The sequence below is a fragment of the Microcoleus sp. F10-B2 genome, from assembly GCF_036704965.1.
Taxonomy (GTDB): Bacteria; Cyanobacteriota; Cyanobacteriia; order Cyanobacteriales; family Microcoleaceae; genus Microcoleus.
Genome location: NZ_JAUBTB010000004.1, coordinates 1 through 17,474, shown reverse-complemented (window position 1 = coordinate 17,474; position 17,474 = coordinate 1). Strand labels below are relative to the sequence as shown.

Below are 17,474 nucleotides of genomic sequence, written 5' to 3'. Positions count from 1 at the left end.
CCACTTTGCCGTTATTCTAACTTTTCTTTGTGCTTAATTATAGTTTGACAGTTTACAGGAGTGCAGCCCAGAAATCCCGAAAGCCTCTTCAAAAAAGCCGTTAAGAGCATACCGAATCGCAAGTGAGGCTGGGAAATCGGCCGCAGGCGTACCGGGCGGGATTTTTCTCCAAACACAAAGCCCCCTCGAAGGAGGGGGCAAAACTAACTTAGGAATGAGAATTAAATAACTTACAATGCGTGATGTTCTTGTGGGATGGGCCCATCCCGCCCGTCCAGAAAGGGCGGGCTTTCAGGCCCACCCCACTTTCAAGAGTGTAAATTATTTAATTCGCGATCCTTAGAGGTTTGGGAGTTTTATTGGGCGGGTCGATGGAACAAACGACAAAAAAAGCAGCATTCGCACCTGCCGCCAACTACCAAAACTCAAATTTTCAGTCTCAAAGCTTAGTAGCGTTGTGAAGAGCGATTGTTGTCGCCCCAGCCGCAGCGGCCCGATGAGTGTTTGTTTTAGCGAGGTTTGGCTTTGTTGACTTTCAAGTTGCGGCCCATCCACTCAGCACCGTCTAGAGCTTCGATGGCTGCTTCTTCTTCTGCCTCGCTTGCCATTTCCACGAAAGCAAAACCCCGTACCCTGCCTGTTTCCCGGTCCTTTGGCACTTGGACGCGGCTTACGGTACCGTACTCGGCAAATACTTCTTTAAGGTCATCTTCTATTACCTGATATGAAAGATTACCCACGTAAATCGACATAAAAACTCCAGAATTATTAGGGTGCAAAGAGTTAGATTCGGAGAGACGCCTGTAAATACACACCAACAAACTACGCAACCGAATTTAATTCTTGAAAAACAACTATAACATGAAGCCAGCAGAATCAGCCATTGGCTGTCATAAATTTCAACTGTCTTGGACGCAAGTGTCACAATTAGTCAGGTGCCCTACTATCGGGAACAGTTGATAATGCGTTCACAATCAAAGTCGGACGCAGCCTACAAATCGATGGTCCCGATGCCCGTTGGCATTAGTCCTATTCAATTTTGGATGCCGTCGGGCAATCTCCGACAGCAAGTATTGGCTCGGCAGCTAGAACAAAAAATATTCTTATTAGCGTCCTGCAATGGCGGCCGAAAAATAATTCTGAAAAGATATCTTAGCAATATCTACGCGCATTTTCTTACCTCAAGTACAGGAGCATCTCATATTTGTAAAAATACTTCTTTTGGCTCCTTCCTTCTTCCTGTTTCCTTCTGCCTCTTTCCTTCTGCCTCTTTCCTTCTGCCTCTTTCCTTCTGCCTCCTGCCTCCTGCCTCAAAACTCCAATTTCTAGCTTGGCTGCAAAACTGAGATGCTCCCTCAAGTACAGACATTAAAGCTAACCCGATCGCGATCGACCTTGCCAGAACTTTCCTCTTGAATTGCGATATTTCCCAACAGCGCCACCCAGTGACTCCGCTGGGGTATCAGCATCGCGAGTCAGGCTGGGAACCGGTCTGCCGGCGTACCGGGCGGGATTTTTCGCCAAACACAAAGCCCCCTCGAAGGAGGGGGCAAAACTAACTTAGAGGTTTGGGAGTTTTATTTGATGGGCAGATGGAACAAGCAGAAAAAAAAAGCAGCATTCGCACCTGCAGTCAACTACCAAAACTCAAATTTTCAGTTTCAAAGCTTAGTAGCGTCGTGAAGAGCGATTGTTGTCGCCGCCCCAGCCGCCGCCACTCGATGGGCGTTTGTTGTTGTTTTCGCGAGGTTTGGCTTTGTTGACTTTCAAGTCGCGGCCCATCCACTCAGCACCGTCTAAAGCTGCGATGGCTGCTGCTTCTTCTGCCTCGCTTGCCATTTCCACAAAAGCAAAACCCCGCATCCTGCCTGTTTCCCGGTCCACTGGCACTTGGACGCGGCCTACAGAACCGTACTCGGCAAATACTTCTTTGAGGTCGTCTGATGTTACCTCATATGAAAGATTACCAACGTAAATCGACATAAAATCTCCAGAATCATTAGGGTGCAGAGAGTTAGATTCGGAGAGACGCTTGTAAATAAATACCAACAAAGCTACGCAACCGAATTTAATTCTTGAAAAACAACTATAACATGAAGCCAGCAGAATCAGCCATTGGCTGTCATAATTTTCAATTTTGGGGGCGATCGGGCAATCTCCGACAGTAAAGTATTCGTGATAACTGACATCTTGCACTTTTGGCGTCATCCGCTTGGTTTATTGCGGCGCGATCGACCTGAGGGTTAAAATTTTTCGTCGCTGTTACCAGGTTGATTGGGTCTTATTGAGAACAGTGCCTGACATCAGTTATAACTGACATCCGGAACTGTTCTGGCTGGGCAAGCATCGTGCCCGTTCCAGCAGAGATAAATGTTTTTAGCCCAAGAGTCATGTTTCGAGTCAATCTCGCATCTCCCATCTCCCGTCTCTCATGGAATCCGATTTAGCGCCAGATCGTGGCGGTTGCCAAGTAATTATCAAAAGAGTTATTAGCAATATCTACGCTAATTATTATACTTCTAATATAGAAAACAAACTTAATCTGATATAGAGCGATGTTCCCAGAATAGTTATCTTGATTTGCGGGTATTACTGCACCATCAAAAATACGTTTAATTCTTCATTTATAATTTTTTATTTTGAATCTGTCTAATGTCCAAACTGCCGATTTCAATACATTGTAAAAAACATCACAATTCAACAAATTTATCAATAGCAAAAATGCGAAAAAAATTGTCATGTATCTCAGATTTAAGCCCATTTTATTATTCACGATCAATTTGATCGTTCGGTTAATAGATCGGGGTTTTGGGTGAAAATCATTTAATATTGTTCTATATATCGATCTGTAGCTTTTTGATGTTTTTCCTTCAGCCTCTCAGCTTTTATACTTTCTAGATTGTCTGGCTTTGAATGAATGCAGCAAGAGGATTGTTTATTTAATTAACAGCCCCAAAGCTCAGCAATTGTAACGGGCTTTATCCATGATTCAGAAAGAATAAAAGCAGGATTATTCCTGTAAAAATTCCATTTTATTAAGTGTTAAAGGCTTTATGTAGTTTCTATATTTACTCTCTCTATGAAATGATTCTGTGCTGGTATTTTTACACTGATTGAATGATTTTTGTTCGATTATACCCTATTTAAATGTCTAACAGCTTATGTCCTTGGAAAGATGCGATCGCACTCCTACCTCCCTAGCTTTGTAAAAGTTGAAAGCCCACAGTTCACAAAGATTGTCTGGTACAGAGAGAAGCAAGCCTAGACAAACGAGCGTTAAGCAGTTACAGAGGATTTTAAATGGTTATAAACAGTTCATTGACCCGGCCCTTGGCTGTCGTGACGGGTGCCTCTAACGGTATCGGCTACGAACTCGCCAAACAGTTCGCTCAAAACGGATTCGATCTCCTAGTCACCGCCACCGGAGCGAGCATCAATGAAGCGGCTCAAGCTTTTGAGGGGATCGGTGCCAAAGTCGATACAGTGCAGGCAGACCTCGCTACCTACGACGGTGTTGAGACGCTCTACAACCAGATTAAAGTGACTAATCGGCCAGTGGATGCGATCGCAATTAATGCCGGTGTCGGCGTCGGCGGCGACTTTGCTCGCGAGACAGACTTGAAGGACGAACTTAATCTGATTAACCTCAACGTCGTGTCATCCGTACATCTCGCCAAACGAGTAGTTAAGGATATGGTCGATCGCGGCCAGGGACGGATTCTATTCACTTCCTCCATTGCCGCCCTAATGCCGGGCCATTCGAGGCAGTCTATGCAGCATCCAAAGCATTCATCCACTCGTTTTCCGAAGGACTCCGCAATGAGTTAAAAGATACAGGTGTAACTGTCACCTCGCTCATGCCCGGCCCAACCGATACTAACTTCTTCCATCGGGCGGGAATGGACGACACGAAGGCCGGCGCCGACAAGAAAGACGATCCAGCCGAGGTTGCCAAGCAGGGATTTGAAGCCTTGATGGCCGACAAGGACAACATCATTGCAGGTTCACTCAAGACAAAGATTCTAGCCAGCGCCAGCAAAGTTTTACCTGATACCGTGAATAGACTTCTTGCAAAAGTGCTTTCGATCAAATTTTCGGACGGGATCTCCGGCCCATCCCACAAGAGAAAAAACTTTTTGTGGGACGGGCCGGAGATCCCGTCCCAGCTATTTTTGCAAGAGGTCTATTGATTAGGTAAAGTAAGCGGTTGGGGAAGTTGCAGCCGGACGGCGCTCAGGATTTTGAGACATCTTAAATTTACAGATCAAAACTCTTTAGTGCAGCGAAGCGGTGAGTCCTAGTAGTTTCTTGAAGGAGGCATTTATTTATGAATATCAGCAGACGCAATTTGTTAAAAGTAACTTCTGCTTCGGGTTTGGTTGCAGCAGGGCTGGCAGCTTCCGAAGGGTTTTTCAAACCTTTGTTAGCTCAAGAGGAACCGACCCAAGTATACCCTGAAAATGCAGTTGCCCAAGGTCAAACCCAAAGCGGCGACAGAATATCATTAATTATGAGCTGATATTCTGCCGGATATAGCAATAGTAATTGTTGTGGTAATTAGATTTTTTTTTGAACCGCAGAGGGCGCAGAGAACGCAGAGGGAGAGAGAAGACGGAAAGTTTTTAGTTTTCAGTTAAATAGTTCAAACTTTACCCCAGCGCGGTATTACGAGGAACAAAGCAATTTCAAAAATCAAAACTATTTGTCACTTTCCCCTTACCACTTTCCTGACATCGCGTCTTTCAATCTCAATTCTTCTCGACTGACTAAAGCTTCGTAGTAATCGGGTTTGATTTCGAGGGCGACTCCGTAAGAGCTCATGGCATCTTGAGTTCGCTGCAATTTTTGCAAAACGTCGCCCCGCTGCGCCCAAGCTTCCCAGTTGTCTGGCTTGAGTTGAATCACTTGGTCAAAAGCGACGAGTGCTTGGGAATAGTTCTGCATTTCCCCTAAGATCAGACCTCGCTGTACCCAGCCTTGATAGTTGTCCGGCCAGATAGTAATTGCTCGATCGTATGATGCTAGAGCTTGTTCGTACTGCTGCAATTTTGACAAAGCGTTGCCGCGTTTCAACCAAGCTTCAAAATTGTCGGGCACGATTTTAATTACGCGGTTGTAAGCTGCTACGGCTTCTTCGTAACGCTGCAATTTTTCCAGCGCAGCCCCTTGCTGCAACCCTACTTTTGATGTAATTTCTGCTTCTGAAGTCAGAGAGATTACTTTATCAAAACAGGCGATCGCTTCTTCGTATTGCTGTAATTTTTCCAGAGCTTCGCCTCGCAAGTTCCAAGCTTCTAAAAAATTACCTTCAATTTGTAGGGCATTACTGTAAGCGATAATTGCCTCTTTGTAGCGTTCCAATCCTGCTAGGGCGATGCCTCTACCCAGCCAAGCTTCGGGAAAATTCGGATTAATTTGAACGGCTTGGTCAAAAGCAGCGATCGCCCCTTCAAAATCTCTCGCTTCTGACAGTGTTTGACCGCGCCCGATCCATGCTTCGGGATAAAAAGAATTAATTTGAATTGCCCGATCGAAACAAGCAATTGCCGCGTCTGCCCACTGGTGTTTGAGGGCCATTCCTTTATAAAACCAAGCTTCGCAGTCGTTGGGCTGCATTTGCAGTACGCGATCGTAAGCTGTCACCGCTTCTGCATATTTGTGCAGTTTTGCAGAAGCAATGCCCCGATTGAACCAAGCCAGACTATTTTGCGGTTGCAGTTGAATGGCGCGATCGTAAGAAGTTACCGCTTCAGCGTAGCGTTCGGCTTTCATTAAAGCCAAACCTCGGTTCAGCCAAGCTTCCCAATTAGTCGGGACGAGTTTCAGCGCGCGCTCGAAAGCGGCAACGGCTTCAGGATAGCGCTCCGCTTGAACCAAAACGTTGCCTTGCCGGTACCACATAGCGGGCAAATTCGGATGAATTTGGGTTGCTCTTTTGTAACAGCTTGCGGCTGTATCCCACTGCTGCAATTCCTCTAAAACTCGGCCTCGCTGATACCAAGCTTCGTGCTTTTCTGAATTGATTTGAATTGCGGTGTCGAAAGCCGCGATCGCTTCTGAGTGATTTTGCAAACTTAACAGCCCTGTCCCGCGCAGCATCCAAGCCCAGTATTCTTCGGGATTAATTGCTGTAGCTCGATCGGCGCAGGCTACGGTTTCTGCGTAGGAGTGCAGTTGCTTGTAAGCTTTGCCCAGATTCAGCCACGCCCGGGCCCAGTCCGGCTTAATTTGAACCGCTTTTCCGTAGCAAAGGACTGCCGCTTCGTACCTTCCCGATGCGTACAATCTATTGCCCCGATCGTAATCTGGAAATGCTGCAAAAATTCTTAAAATCGGCGGCAGCAGCGCTGGCTGGGGGTTTGAGGAGTTTTCTGTAGCCGAAGTCGAGAGGTCTGGCATACGCCTTGCACATAAAAAATTTAGTTGGATAACAAGCTTGCGGTCTTATATATTAACTTATGCTTTTCTTAATCTCGCTGCTGTTTTGAAACAAATTTAGCATATCAGGCTTGGTGCGACAAATCATTTTTACTTAATTCGAGTAGGTATAAAATTATGCACCCTTCTCACTTTTGGTACACCCCTGTAAGATACGGTCAGTCGATTTTCGATTTTCGATTTTCGATTTTCGATTGACCGAAAGCATCGAGGACACAAGCACATATGCCCTAATTCAGGTTTAAAACAAAATTGAAGATGCTAGAGTTGCACACGCTTTTAGATTTCACTGACTGTCATTGGGAGTCGATCGACTCGCACCCAAATTATTGGTACGAAGGCCGTTGTCCTCAAAGCGGCGAGCTGCTGAGACTGCCGCGCACTCGAATGTCCGAGGATCTGGCCCGGGGTTTGATGCGGTACCTTGCGGCTGACGGTGCCTACGATCGCGAGGGCAAGATGTACGGCATATTACTGGTGGAAATGCCTTCGGGGGAACAGCGGATACTCAAAGCGTTTTCCGGGCTGCTGAACGGTTGCAGCATTGTTAAGGGCTGGGTGCCGCCGATTCCGGGACGAGATCGTGTGGCTTTCGAGGAAGCCCGCACGTTAACTCAATTGGAGGCGATGAAACAGGAACTTATTGCACTGAATCAACTCCCGCAGCGACAAGAGTATGAAGCCTTATTTCGGGAGTTTGAAGTGCAAATGCAAGTTTTGAGCGATCGGCACCGCAATTGCAAGCAGCAGCGAGATGAAAAACGCCAGTTACTGTGTCAAACTCTCGCCGCAGAAACACTAGAAATTGCCCTCGAACAACTGAATCAAGAAAGCCGTTTGGAGGGAATTGAACGCAGGCAATTGAAACGGCAGCGGGATGAAACATTGCAGCCGCTCAAACAATTAATTGAAGCTGCGGATCGGCGGATGCGGGTGCTGAAACAGCAGCGAAAAGAACTTTCCCGCGAACTTCAGACGCAAATGCACGCAGCTTACACTCTGGTCAATTTTTTGGGGAAATCGCGATCGCTATCCTCATTGATGCCAACTAATTCTATTCCCACTGGTACCGGCGACTGCTGCGCGCCAAAATTGCTCCACTGTGCGGCAGCAAACAATCTGAAACCGCTGGCAATGGCTGAGTTTTGGTGGGGGCAGCCATCGGGCGATAAGAGACAGGGAGAATTTTACGGTGCTTGTGGCGATCGGTGTCAGCCGTTGATGGGTTTTTTACTGTCAGGATTGGCTCAAAATCCGACTGTTTCTAATATAAATCAGGGTTTGACGGGCGGGCTAGAAGCCCACCCCACAAATCATCATATTGCTTGTGGAACGGGCATCTTGCCCGTTGCCGGCGGGCTAGAAGCCCACCCCACAAATCATCATATTGATTGTGGAACGGGCATCTTGCCCGTTACCCAAATGCTACCGATCGTTTATGAAGACAAATGGTTGATTGCGGTCAATAAACCCTCTGGGTTGCTGTCAGTTCCAGGTCGTTATCGGGAAAATCAAGATAGTGTTTTCAGTCGTTTGCGTAACTTGTTACCTGATAGTTGGGATTTGATGGTGGTGCATCGTTTAGATTGGGAAACATCGGGAATTTTGCTATTGGCACGGGACAAAGAAACTAGCAGTCAACTCAGGCAGCAATTTGAAAGAAAGCAGACTCACAAAGTTTATGAAGCGGTGCTTTCAGGTACTGTAAAAATTGAGGCGGGGACGATCGAACTCCCACTTTGGGGCGATCCAGCAAATCGCCCTTACCAGCAAGTCAATTGGGAGTGCGGAAAACCCAGCGTTACTCGCTTTCAGCTAATGGCGAGGGAGGGAAATTGCGATCGCGTCGAGTTTTTGCCGCTGACGGGACGCACGCATCAATTGAGGGTTCATGCAGCGGATGTTCGAGGGTTGGGTATACCGATTTTGGGCGATCGACTTTACGGATGTCGGGCTGCTGCGAATCGGCTGCACTTGCACGCCCGGGAACTTTCCTTTAAGCATCAGCAGTTGGGAGAAACGCTATACCTAAAGGCAGAAACACCATTTTGAACTAAGGGCGATCGGGCAACGATCGATAATCGATCGCGAATATGTGATGCCGTTAGCATTCCGGGCGATCGATTCAAGTTATATTAAGCTTATCCCCCGACAATCCGTGCGGAGGATATCACCTTAATTATGTTAACAGGTAACAGTTAACCGCTAAGTGATTTCCCTCATTTTTCAGTTGATAAAACCTCAAGATTATGACTGCTCAAACAACTTCTCCACTCCTACTCAGTTCCTTCAAACTCGGAGATTTATCCTTAAAAAACCGGGTAGTCATGGCACCCATGACGAGAGCCAGAGCCGGTGAAGCGCGGATGCCCAACGCCTTGATGGAAGAGTATTACACTCAGCGAGCCGGAGCTGGTTTAATCATTACAGAAGCCACAGTGATTTCTACTCAAGCTAATGGTTGGCTCAATACGCCCGGTATTTATTCAGACGAGCAAGGCGAAGCTTGGAAACAAATTGTAACTGCGGTTCATGCCCGCCAAACGCCGATTTTCATGCAGCTTTGGCACTGCGGACGGGCTTCCCACAGCAGTTTTCATGAAAACAATCAATTACCAGTTGCAGCGTCTGCCATCAAAATAAACGGAGAAGGCATTCATACCCCTCTAGGCAAACAACCCTACGAAACTCCCCGCGCTCTAGAAACCGATGAAGTTTCCCTGGTTGTAGAAGATTATCGCAAGGCGGCTGAACGGGCAAAAATAGCAGGTTTTGACGGTGTAGAAATTCACGCGGCAAACGGCTATCTCATTGACACGTTCCTCCAAACCAGAACCAATCACCGCACTGATTCCTATGGCGGTGCAGTCGAAAATCGCTACCGTTTTCTCAAGGAAATTGTGGAGGCGATTATCACAGTATTTCCGGCAAACAGAGTGGGAGTTAGACTTTCTCCAAATGGTGTTTTCAATGATATGGGTTCTCCCACTTATCGGGAAGATTTTCTGTATTTTGCGGGGCAGTTAAATGCCTGTGGTTTAGCTTACCTTCACTTGGTGGACGGTCTGGCTTTTGGCTTTCACGAATTGGGAGCGCCGATGGTGATAGGTGAGTTTCGCGATGTGTTTGCAGGGCCGCTGGTCGGCAACTGCGGATATACTCAAGAACAGGCTGAAACGGCCCTGAGCAGCAAAGTTGCGGATTTAATTGCTTTTGGTCGAGATTTTATCAGCAATCCCGATTTGGTAGAGCGTTTTACTAATGGTTGGCCGCTCAATCCCCCTGCCGAAGTCGGTACCTGGTATTCTTTTGGACCTGAAGGTTATATCGATTTCCCTAGATATCAGGAATCGGCCGCTATTTCTTAGTTTAGTTGGCTGGGGCGGGTTTATCAATACCGAGTATGTGAATCATAGATAATGGTGAACTCGCCGCAACAGGATTTATGGTTAATTCACAAAAGTAGGAGTGGGAGTTGAAGCGATATTTAATTGTCATCGCCGGTTGAGATCGAGAACGTTTCCCCATATCCTAATAACCATAGGGTACTTCAAAAAATTAGAGCTGCTAGCTCAGCTTTTGAGTGCCTGAAAATAATCAATAGCGGAAGCGCTTTTAACAAGATGGCACAAAATCACAAATCAACGGTTATCATCACCGGCGCTTCCTCCGGCGTCGGTTTGTACGGCGCGAAAGCACTCGCAGACAAGGGATGGCACGTAGTCATGGCCTGTCGGGACGTGCGGAAAGCCGGAGACGCCGCCCAAGAGTTGGGCATACCTCAAGGCAGTTTCTCCATTATGCAAATTGACTTGGGGGATTTGGAGAGCGTGCGCCGATTTGCCCGAGAATTCAAGGCAAGCGGCAGGCCTCTGGACGCTTTGGTGTGCAACGCCGCCATTTATATGCCTTTGATTAAGGAACCGCTGCGGAGTCCCGAGGGTTACGAGTTGACGATGACTACCAATCACCTGGGTCATTTCCTGCTGTGCAACCTGATGATGGAAAATATGAAGCCTTCCTATTATTCCGATGCGAGAATCGTGATTTTGGGAACTGTGACTCACAATCCAGACGAGTTGGGCGGGAAGATTCCGCCGCGCCCGGATTTGGGCAAGTTTGAGGGTTTTGAAGCCGGTTTCAAAGACCCGATTTCGATGGTTGACGGCAAGAAGTTTGAACCTGTCAAGGCTTACAAAGATAGCAAAGTTTGCAACGTGCTGACGATGCGAGAATTGCACCGCCGCTTTCACGAATCCACGGGGATTACTTTCACTTCGCTGTATCCGGGATGCGTTGCGGATACGCCGCTGTTCCGCAACCACTATCCTTTGTTTCAGAAGCTGTTCCCGCTGTTTCAGAAGAATATCACCGGGGGTTACGTGTCGCAGGAGTTGGCGGGGGAAAGGCTGGCGATGGTGGTTGCCGACCCAGAATACAAGCAATCTGGGGCTTATTGGAGTTGGGGGAACCGCCAGAAAAAAGATGGCAAGTCTTTTGTGCAGAAGGTTTCTCCCCAGGCCCGCGATGATGAAAAAGGCGAGCGGATGTGGGAGTTGAGCGCTAAGTTGGTGGGATTGGCTGACGGGGCTAAAATGGGTACTGCGGCTGGTGCAGGCCGCTCTGCTTAATTCAGAGTTGATATCAAATCCGGTTAAATCCGAACGATCTAAGGAATGAGAATTAAATAAAATCCACTTTTCCTGTTTGTTGTGGGATGGGCTCTCGTAGCCCGTCCCCGATAGACGGGCTACGAGAGCCCATCCCACAAGAAAAAAGGGAAATTATTTAATTGACGATCCTAAGCGGAGGACACGGCGCCGTGCCGTGTCCTCGCTGATCATTCCGGTGCAGCCGGAATTGATATCACTCGGAAGAAACCGGGTGTTTGAGGGGAACTGCGAGCGGACTTGAAGTATTGCTGTGAAAAAACCAAGGTGATGGTTGTCAAGTACGATCGCGAACTGTTGTAGCGGGATCTGCCTGAAAGCGCTGGTTTTGCGACCAAAGAAATTGGGTTTTTATTTTGTTTGCGATCGACTTACACGATATTTTTTCGGATAATCACCCGATTCAAGCGTAATATCATGTCCGATAAAGCGATTAAAAGGGCGGGTTTTTGAGATTGGAGATTGTTGGCAGATATTTTTCGTGAGGGGAACCCCTACCGTATTAGGGGTAATCGATTGGACATAATATAAGTCTTGGGAAATCAACAGCCGTCGATCGACCTTTTGGTTTGTAGCTTCGCCGAAACTGTTGGCTGCGACGGCTGTTTCCTTTTTTTTGCTGTTAAGATTGATTTTTACTTGAGGGTGCTCTATTGCAGAAAATATTTTCACCCAATTATTCGAGATAATTAGATCCTATGGCTTGTCGATCGCAAAAACTATTTTTATTCGCTGGTATTTTGGGGTTAGTTTTGTTGGCAAAACCAGCGAAAACATCCGCTAGCACCGGTGAAATTTTAACCTCAAATGTTGAGGATTTGGCAGCAGTTAGCAGCAAAGGCGATCGAGCTTTCGTCCCCAGCGATACCATTTTTGACAAACGCGAAGACTTGCCCGTAAAAGACGAGGAAACGCAGTTACCCGCTGAATCAGAACACTCAGTGGCGGCGGAAACTCCCGACTTACCGCCGTCTGCGGCAAATTCAGTCGATGTGACATCTTACACCATTCTCAAGAACAGGCAAGATGCCTGTGAAGCGAGGAGTGAGTTTGATTGTGGGGTGGCCATCCTGCCCGCCCGCAAAAGGCTGATTGACAATGGTGCAACATCTCAGGTCGATCGCACTTTCAGCACAAAAACTCAAGAAACCGAGCTTTTTAACCGAGATCGAAAACTAGAAGAAAATATTGACCCACAAAAAATTGATTTGGGTATCGAGCGCGACTCGCAACTGAGTCAACGGCCCAACCCAATTCTGCCGCGAGAACCCGAATTACCAGCTCCTGAGCCGCCGCAACCGCCTGCGCCGTCTCCCCTCCAACCCACCCAGCCAACACCCGTTGAAAGCGAAATTAGACCGGGGATTCCGGGTACAATTAAGGTCGCTGGCTTTGAATTTGAGGGCAACACAGCTTTTAGCGATCGCGAACTCGCAGAAGTTACGCAACAGTTTGCGGGCCGCGAAATCACCTTTGCGGAACTGATCGCAGCCGAAGCAGCCGTTACTCAAAAATATGTAGCCGCCGGATACATCAATTCCGGCGCTGTAATTCCCGCCAACCAAACCTTTCCGAGAGAAGGGGGTGTGGTGAAAATTCGGATTGTAGAAGGCGGATTAGATGAAATTGTGATTACTGGAAACAGGCGCTTAAATTCAAATTACGTGCGATCGCGCCTAGAACGCGCTACCAGACGGCCCCTCAATCGCGATCGGTTGCTGGAAGCCTTGCAACTGCTGCAACTCGACCCGTTAATTGGCAATATTTCCGCCGAACTCCAAGCCGGAAGCCGCCCGGAAAACAGCCGCTTAGAAGTGCGGGTAAAAGAAGCAGACAGCTTTAGCGGCGAATTGTTTGCAGACAACAACCGATCGCCCAGTGTCGGCAGTTTTCGGCGCGGTGTTCGCATCAATCAAGCAAATTTGCTCGGTTTGGGCGATGGATTAGAGGTATCTTATGCTAACACCGACGGCAGCAATGAATTCAACGGCAGTTACACAGTCCCCGTCAACGCGCGCAACGGCACGATTGGGTTCGCTGCGAGTGCTGCTAGCACCAACATTATCGAGGAACCGTTTGATCCTGCCCAAATCGAGGGGAAATCGCGGACTTACGAGTTAACTTACCGCCAGCCGATTGTCGAAAAGCCCGATCGCACTTTGGCTTTGGGACTGAGTTTTTCGCGGCAAGAAAGCGATACATTCCTTTCAGGAAAAGAGTTTGCGCTTTCGGCGGGAGCAAATGATCGCGGCGAAACGCGGGTTTCGGCTGTGCGGTTTTTTCAAGAATACGTGCAGCGGAGTTCCAGCCAAGTGTTCGCGGCGCGATCGCAATTCTCCCTCGGCACTAATCTGTTCGGCGCGACTGCGAACGATAGCGGGCCCGACAGCCGCTTTTTGGCGTGGCGCGGACAAGCCCAGTACGTGCGGCTGTTAGCGCCAGAAACCTTGCTGATAGTGCGTTCTGACATTCAATTAGCCGATCGCCCCCTGCTTTCCCTCGAACAAATTGGGATCGGTGGCGTTCAAAGCGTGCGCGGATACCGCCAAGATTTGCTGTTAACTGATAGCGGTGCGATCGCGTCTGCTGAAGTGCGAATTCCGGTTTGGCGTGTCCCGCAAGTCCAAGGGTTGTTGCAAATCGCTCCGTTTATCGATTTTGGGGTAGGGTGGAACCATTCGGAGGAAAAGCCGAATCCCGACTCGGATAAACTGCTGGGTGCGGGTTTGGGCCTAGTTTGGCAGATGGGCGATCGGTTGAATGTGCGTTTAGACTACGGTATTCCTTTGATAAATGCTCGATCGGGCGATCGAACTTTGCAAGAAAAAGGCATCTACTTTAGAATCAATTATTTTCCGTTTTAAACGGAACTTACCCCGCACATAAGATTCATTTCTTCTGAAACCATTACAGGGCAAGACTTTCCTGGAGCGGGAAAATCAAGTACATGACTACAACTTTTTACAACCCTTATGTGGAGCGGGTTTGAGTTAATTTTATGATACAGCAATACTTTGGTTCTAAATATTAAGAAAATCTTAAATACATGGCTACAAAATTGGAACTGCCAAATAGCTAAAACGAATACGGCTCAAAGAATACAGCCACCGAAACTACCCCCTGCAGGGGTAAGTTCCGTTTAAATTGTAGGTTGGGTTGAGTGCGATCGAACCCTACGCAACGCTAGAGCCCAACACTTTGATCTTTAGCGCTGACGGTCAAATTTTATTGAGTGGCGGCCTCGATCGCACGATTAAACTGTGGGATGTCGCAACCGGATGTTGTATTAGGACGTTGATGGGCGATCGGCTGTATGAAGGCATGAATATTCAAGGTATAACGGAATTGACGAATGCTCAAAAAGCGACACTGAAAGCGTTAGGGGCTTTGATTTGACATTCTCGATCGAGAGTGTCAAATCATCTCCAAGGTCAGGCAGCGTTTACGAGATAACGGCAAAATGTAGTGGCGGCAGACAACCTCGGCAACCCCACAAGTGGCTTTCGTCCGTCCGCTGCCGTGAAGTGTTAGCCCGTCGAGTACGCTTTCTCAGTTCGCTTTGCATTACTCAGACCTATCAACCTCATTCTGAGGCGGCGAAACTTCTCTAACAAGCCTAGCTATGTCTTCGCCAAATTCGTTCTTCCCAACTATATACTCAACACTGCTACTAACTTCTAATGCCTGAAAAGCTCTATGATCTTTTAGGAAAGTAGAGTGAAAGTATAAATTTTCTGGTTGAGCCGAAATAAATCCATAACCTTTGTCTTTATCAATACGAAATACAGTGCTTTCTAATATTTGCTGTGTTTTATCCTCAAAAGAGTAAACAACCTTCTTGACATTAGTTGCTATATCTTCACCGTTTTGATTTTGTCCAACTTGATATTGAACTACATCATGTTGAGAAAGCAAATGGAAGGCTCCCTGCTCTTCCATGAAAGATTGGTTGAAGTATAGATTACCAGTTTTAGAATAAATAAACCCCCATTTCTTATCCAAATTCAAACTTAGAATTGTACTTTCTCGAATAATCAGATCGTTTTCTTGAATCTGATTACTTTTGTGAATATTCTCAAAAGAGATTTCGAGGGGTTTTTCTGCATGAATAATAAATAGGGTCTTATCAGTTACAAGGAAGGCTTTTTCAATGTAGTGAATGATAGGAGATAAATTTGAATGAATCCAATCGCCTTTAGTTTTTTCGCGCGTTAGAAATATTACATCCGTCTTATCTGAGCCGTCTTTTCCACAAACCATGAACTTTAATATCTCATGAAAAATGATGAAGTCTCCGTATGGATCTTCTTTATCTCGCTTATCTCCACAACCAGGGAATGTTATTTCTCGACGCTTTGTTTCATCTTTTTCCATTTCATATTTCTGCCACAAGGCATCATACTGTTTTTTAACAAAGTCCACCTCTTCATCATTCAAAGCTGGAGTAATTTTCAACTTAGCACAAGCCTCTAACAAGTTATCCACAACGTAGATATTCTTATAATCTGTTGTCGTCGTTTCAATTGCTTGTGCAAGCTTCTCACTCAAAGTTTGCTCGTCTTCGAGAATTTCATTGAGCTTATGTTGCTTTTCTGAAAGTAAACTCCAGATGTCAGGGTAATCTTTTGATAAAGTATTTTTATTACTTTCAAGAAAACTTTTGAGCTTATTCTTGATTTCTTTGTACGTTGATTGAAAATCCGATTGAATCTTCTTAAGTGGATAAAAAAAATCTTTGTTAATGGTTCTTATTCTATTCCTTAAAAATTCTTTTTCAATCTGAGAGGTTAAAAATAGTCTGTCTTTGTTTTTATTTAAGAACTCAATTAGTTTGTCCTTCTCGATTTGAGACAGCCCATAATATGCAAGAAGTACATTGGTATCCAGTATTACTGGTATTGCTTCTTTTAATTCTAGGGCTTCTGAAAACCTGTCAGCATAGTTTTTTAGCGCCTTATGAGCAATCTCAATGGTTAATTTTTTGCTGGAATCAAAGCAAAACTCTGAATAGATTTTTAGTTCACTCATAAAACCACAGATAACTATAGGCGAGGTGCAATTTGCTGTGTCTAACAGATTTAAGGCTACTCTCTCTGAACTAAAGCAGTCAAATAGTCTAGCGACTTACACATCCAGCTATGCACTGGAATCGTTAAGTAATGTCTTCACAGATAAACAGATAAATTGAGGGCTAACTTATAATTGTATCGCAGTTGCGGTACAATGTGGTTTAGTAAGATGAAAATACCGCAAACTACGGATAAATGTCAACCCCTTTTTACTCCCCATCAGAATTTCCTTTCCTTAATCGAGTTCGGCGCACCAATCGGCTCAAACACATGAGCCGTCGTACCGAAAAAAGCTCTATTTATTCTAGTGAAAATTCCACTTAAGGGGTGAAAGAGAGTCGATATAACACTGGGGCGATCGGAAAAATTGAGACATTGATCAGAACTTACTCACGCTCCAATGACTGTAATTGATCGCCCCATATTCATTGTATAAATTATCGAAGTTTTCATCAGCAAGAAATTTTAACATGGTTCTTGCGATGTTCTGCGGGCAAGCAGGCGATCGCGCAAGCCTTGTGGGTCGAATTTTGCTTGATTCATAGCGCGAATCTCTTGAGATTGCTGCCGTCGCTGTTGCAAGTAAGCTTCTACTTCCGATTCGTGCTTGAGATAGAAGGCGATCGTGGCATAAACGTCAGCTAGATTCAGAGACGGATAGCGATAAACAGTTTCCTCTGCGGTCGCGCCCTGCTGAAAGACAGCGATTACAGTATCTAATGTAACGCGAGTTTTTCCGACGAGAATCACACCATCTTCATTTGCATTTAAAGGAGCAGGTTCAGCCACGATTGTCAGTGTCATAAGCATCTTCAAATTCAATATCCCAATAGTAGCAAATCTTCCTAGCCGTTTGGAATTCTGATAGCGGGTACTGAGCCATGCGCGTCGAAAGGTTGCTAAAATCTCTCCCTGCTTGACGTTGAAGAATACTCAGACGATCTGTATCCAGTAAATATTTCATAGCTCATCTTGAGCTTCGAGGAGAGACTCATCCCCTTGGCGAATCGCTCGTCCATAGGCAAGTAGCTCCTCAAAGGCAGGTTCATCTTTGAAAGACCCTATAATTTGTTGCAACCAATTCGTCGGTTGAGAAGCCACAATTTGCTTCTGCAACTGGGCGATCGCTGCTTCCACTGCTGCAAGCCGTTCCTCTAAAGAAGTGTTAATTGCTATTTGAATTTCCTAATTAATCCTTCCTATCTAAAGCCTATCTAAAGGTATCGGCTCAATAAGTAGGGGTAGCAGTTATTCTAGTTGCCAAGACAAGCCCAAGGGATAAAGAGAAGATTTTTCG

Annotated in this window: 16 protein-coding genes and 2 pseudogenes; 8 read left to right on the top strand and 10 right to left on the bottom strand. The window is 46.2% G+C overall.

Translation table 11 applies throughout. The features are described from left to right. Nucleotides 1-512 precede the first annotated feature (512 nt). The 4 genes and pseudogenes from QUA99_RS02430 to QUA99_RS02415 form a co-directional block, all read right to left on the bottom strand. A pseudogene (locus QUA99_RS02430) lies at nt 513-752 on the bottom strand (RNA recognition motif domain-containing protein); the annotation flags it as partial. A gap of 446 nt (nt 753-1,198) precedes the next feature. Then, on the bottom strand, nt 1,199-1,369 hold the full coding sequence (locus tag QUA99_RS02425; protein WP_333239500.1) for a hypothetical protein: 171 nt from the start codon (nt 1,367-1,369) through the stop codon (nt 1,199-1,201). A 5-nt stretch (nt 1,370-1,374) separates the two neighbouring features. Next, nucleotides 1,375-1,524 (bottom strand): hypothetical protein, encoded by a 150-nt coding sequence (locus tag QUA99_RS02420; protein WP_333239498.1) that lies wholly within the window; start codon nt 1,522-1,524, stop codon nt 1,375-1,377. Between the two features lie 144 nt (nt 1,525-1,668). After that, nucleotides 1,669-1,983 (bottom strand): RNA-binding protein, encoded by a 315-nt coding sequence (locus tag QUA99_RS02415; protein ID WP_333239567.1) that lies wholly within the window; start codon nt 1,981-1,983, stop codon nt 1,669-1,671. A gap of 1,317 nt (nt 1,984-3,300) precedes the next feature. Between QUA99_RS02415 and QUA99_RS02410 the strand changes: the two are divergent. From QUA99_RS02410 to QUA99_RS02400, 3 genes and pseudogenes are all read left to right on the top strand, one after another. Next, a pseudogene (locus tag QUA99_RS02410) lies at nt 3,301-3,833 on the top strand (SDR family NAD(P)-dependent oxidoreductase); the annotation flags it as partial. Nucleotides 3,834-3,899: 66 nt separating this feature from the next. Continuing rightward, on the top strand, nt 3,900-4,190 hold the full coding sequence (locus QUA99_RS32995) for a hypothetical protein (RefSeq protein ID WP_333343470.1): 291 nt from the start codon (nt 3,900-3,902) through the stop codon (nt 4,188-4,190). Nucleotides 4,191-4,327: 137 nt separating this feature from the next. Beyond that, entirely contained in the window at nt 4,328-4,519 is a 192-nt protein-coding gene (locus tag QUA99_RS02400; RefSeq protein ID WP_333239494.1) for a twin-arginine translocation signal domain-containing protein, read from the top strand. A 197-nt stretch (nt 4,520-4,716) separates the two neighbouring features. Here the strand turns inward: QUA99_RS02400 and QUA99_RS02395 are convergent, their stop codons facing one another. Beyond that, nucleotides 4,717-6,399: a tetratricopeptide repeat protein gene (locus QUA99_RS02395; RefSeq protein ID WP_333239492.1), complete on the bottom strand. Its 1,683-nt coding sequence runs from the start codon at nt 6,397-6,399 to the stop codon at nt 4,717-4,719. 297 nt (nt 6,400-6,696) lie between these two features. Here QUA99_RS02395 and QUA99_RS02390 point away from each other — a divergent pair, with 297 nt between their 5' ends. The 3 genes from QUA99_RS02390 to QUA99_RS02380 all read left to right on the top strand — a co-directional run bounded on the left by QUA99_RS02390 (nt 6,697) and on the right by QUA99_RS02380 (nt 11,069). Then, nucleotides 6,697-8,490 carry a pseudouridine synthase gene (locus QUA99_RS02390; protein ID WP_333239490.1) on the top strand — a complete coding sequence of 598 codons (1,794 nt, stop codon included), beginning with the start codon at nt 6,697-6,699 and terminating at the stop codon, nt 8,488-8,490. A gap of 197 nt (nt 8,491-8,687) precedes the next feature. Beyond that, the gene (locus tag QUA99_RS02385) at nt 8,688-9,806 is read left to right on the top strand and encodes an alkene reductase (protein WP_333239488.1); all 1,119 of its coding nucleotides are present in this window, start codon (nt 8,688-8,690) and stop codon (nt 9,804-9,806) included. Nucleotides 9,807-10,061: 255 nt separating this feature from the next. Continuing rightward, complete coding sequence (locus tag QUA99_RS02380) at nt 10,062-11,069, top strand: protochlorophyllide reductase (protein ID WP_333239486.1); 1,008 nt, start codon at nt 10,062-10,064, stop codon at nt 11,067-11,069. A gap of 390 nt (nt 11,070-11,459) precedes the next feature. Here the strand turns inward: QUA99_RS02380 and QUA99_RS02375 are convergent, their stop codons facing one another. Then, entirely contained in the window at nt 11,460-11,780 is a 321-nt protein-coding gene (locus tag QUA99_RS02375; RefSeq protein ID WP_333239484.1) for a hypothetical protein, read from the bottom strand. Between the two features lie 26 nt (nt 11,781-11,806). Between QUA99_RS02375 and QUA99_RS02370 the strand changes: the two genes are divergently transcribed. Next, nucleotides 11,807-13,972 carry a ShlB/FhaC/HecB family hemolysin secretion/activation protein gene (locus tag QUA99_RS02370; RefSeq protein WP_333239483.1) on the top strand — a complete coding sequence of 722 codons (2,166 nt, stop codon included), beginning with the start codon at nt 11,807-11,809 and terminating at the stop codon, nt 13,970-13,972. 292 nt (nt 13,973-14,264) lie between these two features. Next, on the top strand, nt 14,265-14,504 hold the full coding sequence (locus QUA99_RS02365) for a hypothetical protein (RefSeq protein ID WP_333239481.1): 240 nt from the start codon (nt 14,265-14,267) through the stop codon (nt 14,502-14,504). Nucleotides 14,505-14,672: 168 nt separating this feature from the next. Here QUA99_RS02365 and QUA99_RS02360 read toward each other — a convergent pair whose 3' ends face one another. From QUA99_RS02360 to QUA99_RS02345, 4 genes are all read right to left on the bottom strand, one after another. Beyond that, on the bottom strand, nt 14,673-16,136 hold the full coding sequence (locus QUA99_RS02360; RefSeq protein ID WP_333239479.1) for a PIN-like domain-containing protein: 1,464 nt from the start codon (nt 16,134-16,136) through the stop codon (nt 14,673-14,675). A 506-nt stretch (nt 16,137-16,642) separates the two neighbouring features. Next, nucleotides 16,643-16,981, bottom strand: a complete 339-nt coding sequence (locus QUA99_RS02355; protein WP_333239478.1) for a DUF433 domain-containing protein — start codon at nt 16,979-16,981, stop codon at nt 16,643-16,645. Then, complete coding sequence (locus tag QUA99_RS02350) at nt 16,959-17,141, bottom strand: hypothetical protein (protein ID WP_333239476.1); 183 nt, start codon at nt 17,139-17,141, stop codon at nt 16,959-16,961. The genes QUA99_RS02355 and QUA99_RS02350 overlap by 23 nt, the downstream gene beginning before the upstream one ends. After that, nucleotides 17,138-17,314 carry a hypothetical protein gene (locus QUA99_RS02345; protein ID WP_333239474.1) on the bottom strand — a complete coding sequence of 59 codons (177 nt, stop codon included), beginning with the start codon at nt 17,312-17,314 and terminating at the stop codon, nt 17,138-17,140. Before QUA99_RS02345 ends, QUA99_RS02350 begins: the two co-directional genes overlap by 4 nt. Nucleotides 17,315-17,474 lie beyond the last annotated feature (160 nt).

Excerpts from the sequence above, each read along its gene's own strand:
- QUA99_RS02425 (WP_333239500.1), bottom strand. The coding sequence starts at position 1,369 with ATGTCTGTACTTGAGGGAGCATCTCAGTTTTGCAGCCAAGCTAGAAAT.
- QUA99_RS02415 (WP_333239567.1), bottom strand. The coding sequence starts at position 1,983 with ATGTCGATTTACGTTGGTAATCTTTCATATGAGGTAACATCAGACGAC.
- QUA99_RS32995 (WP_333343470.1), top strand. The coding sequence starts at position 3,900 with ATGGACGACACGAAGGCCGGCGCCGACAAGAAAGACGATCCAGCCGAG.
- QUA99_RS02400 (WP_333239494.1), top strand. The coding sequence starts at position 4,328 with ATGAATATCAGCAGACGCAATTTGTTAAAAGTAACTTCTGCTTCGGGT.
- QUA99_RS02395 (WP_333239492.1), bottom strand. The coding sequence starts at position 6,399 with ATGCCAGACCTCTCGACTTCGGCTACAGAAAACTCCTCAAACCCCCAG.
- QUA99_RS02390 (WP_333239490.1), top strand. The coding sequence starts at position 6,697 with ATGCTAGAGTTGCACACGCTTTTAGATTTCACTGACTGTCATTGGGAG.
- QUA99_RS02385 (WP_333239488.1), top strand. The coding sequence starts at position 8,688 with ATGACTGCTCAAACAACTTCTCCACTCCTACTCAGTTCCTTCAAACTC.
- QUA99_RS02380 (WP_333239486.1), top strand. The coding sequence starts at position 10,062 with ATGGCACAAAATCACAAATCAACGGTTATCATCACCGGCGCTTCCTCC.
- QUA99_RS02370 (WP_333239483.1), top strand. The coding sequence starts at position 11,807 with ATGGCTTGTCGATCGCAAAAACTATTTTTATTCGCTGGTATTTTGGGG.
- QUA99_RS02360 (WP_333239479.1), bottom strand. The coding sequence starts at position 16,136 with ATGAGTGAACTAAAAATCTATTCAGAGTTTTGCTTTGATTCCAGCAAA.
- QUA99_RS02355 (WP_333239478.1), bottom strand. The coding sequence starts at position 16,981 with ATGACACTGACAATCGTGGCTGAACCTGCTCCTTTAAATGCAAATGAA.
- QUA99_RS02350 (WP_333239476.1), bottom strand. The coding sequence starts at position 17,141 with ATGAAATATTTACTGGATACAGATCGTCTGAGTATTCTTCAACGTCAA.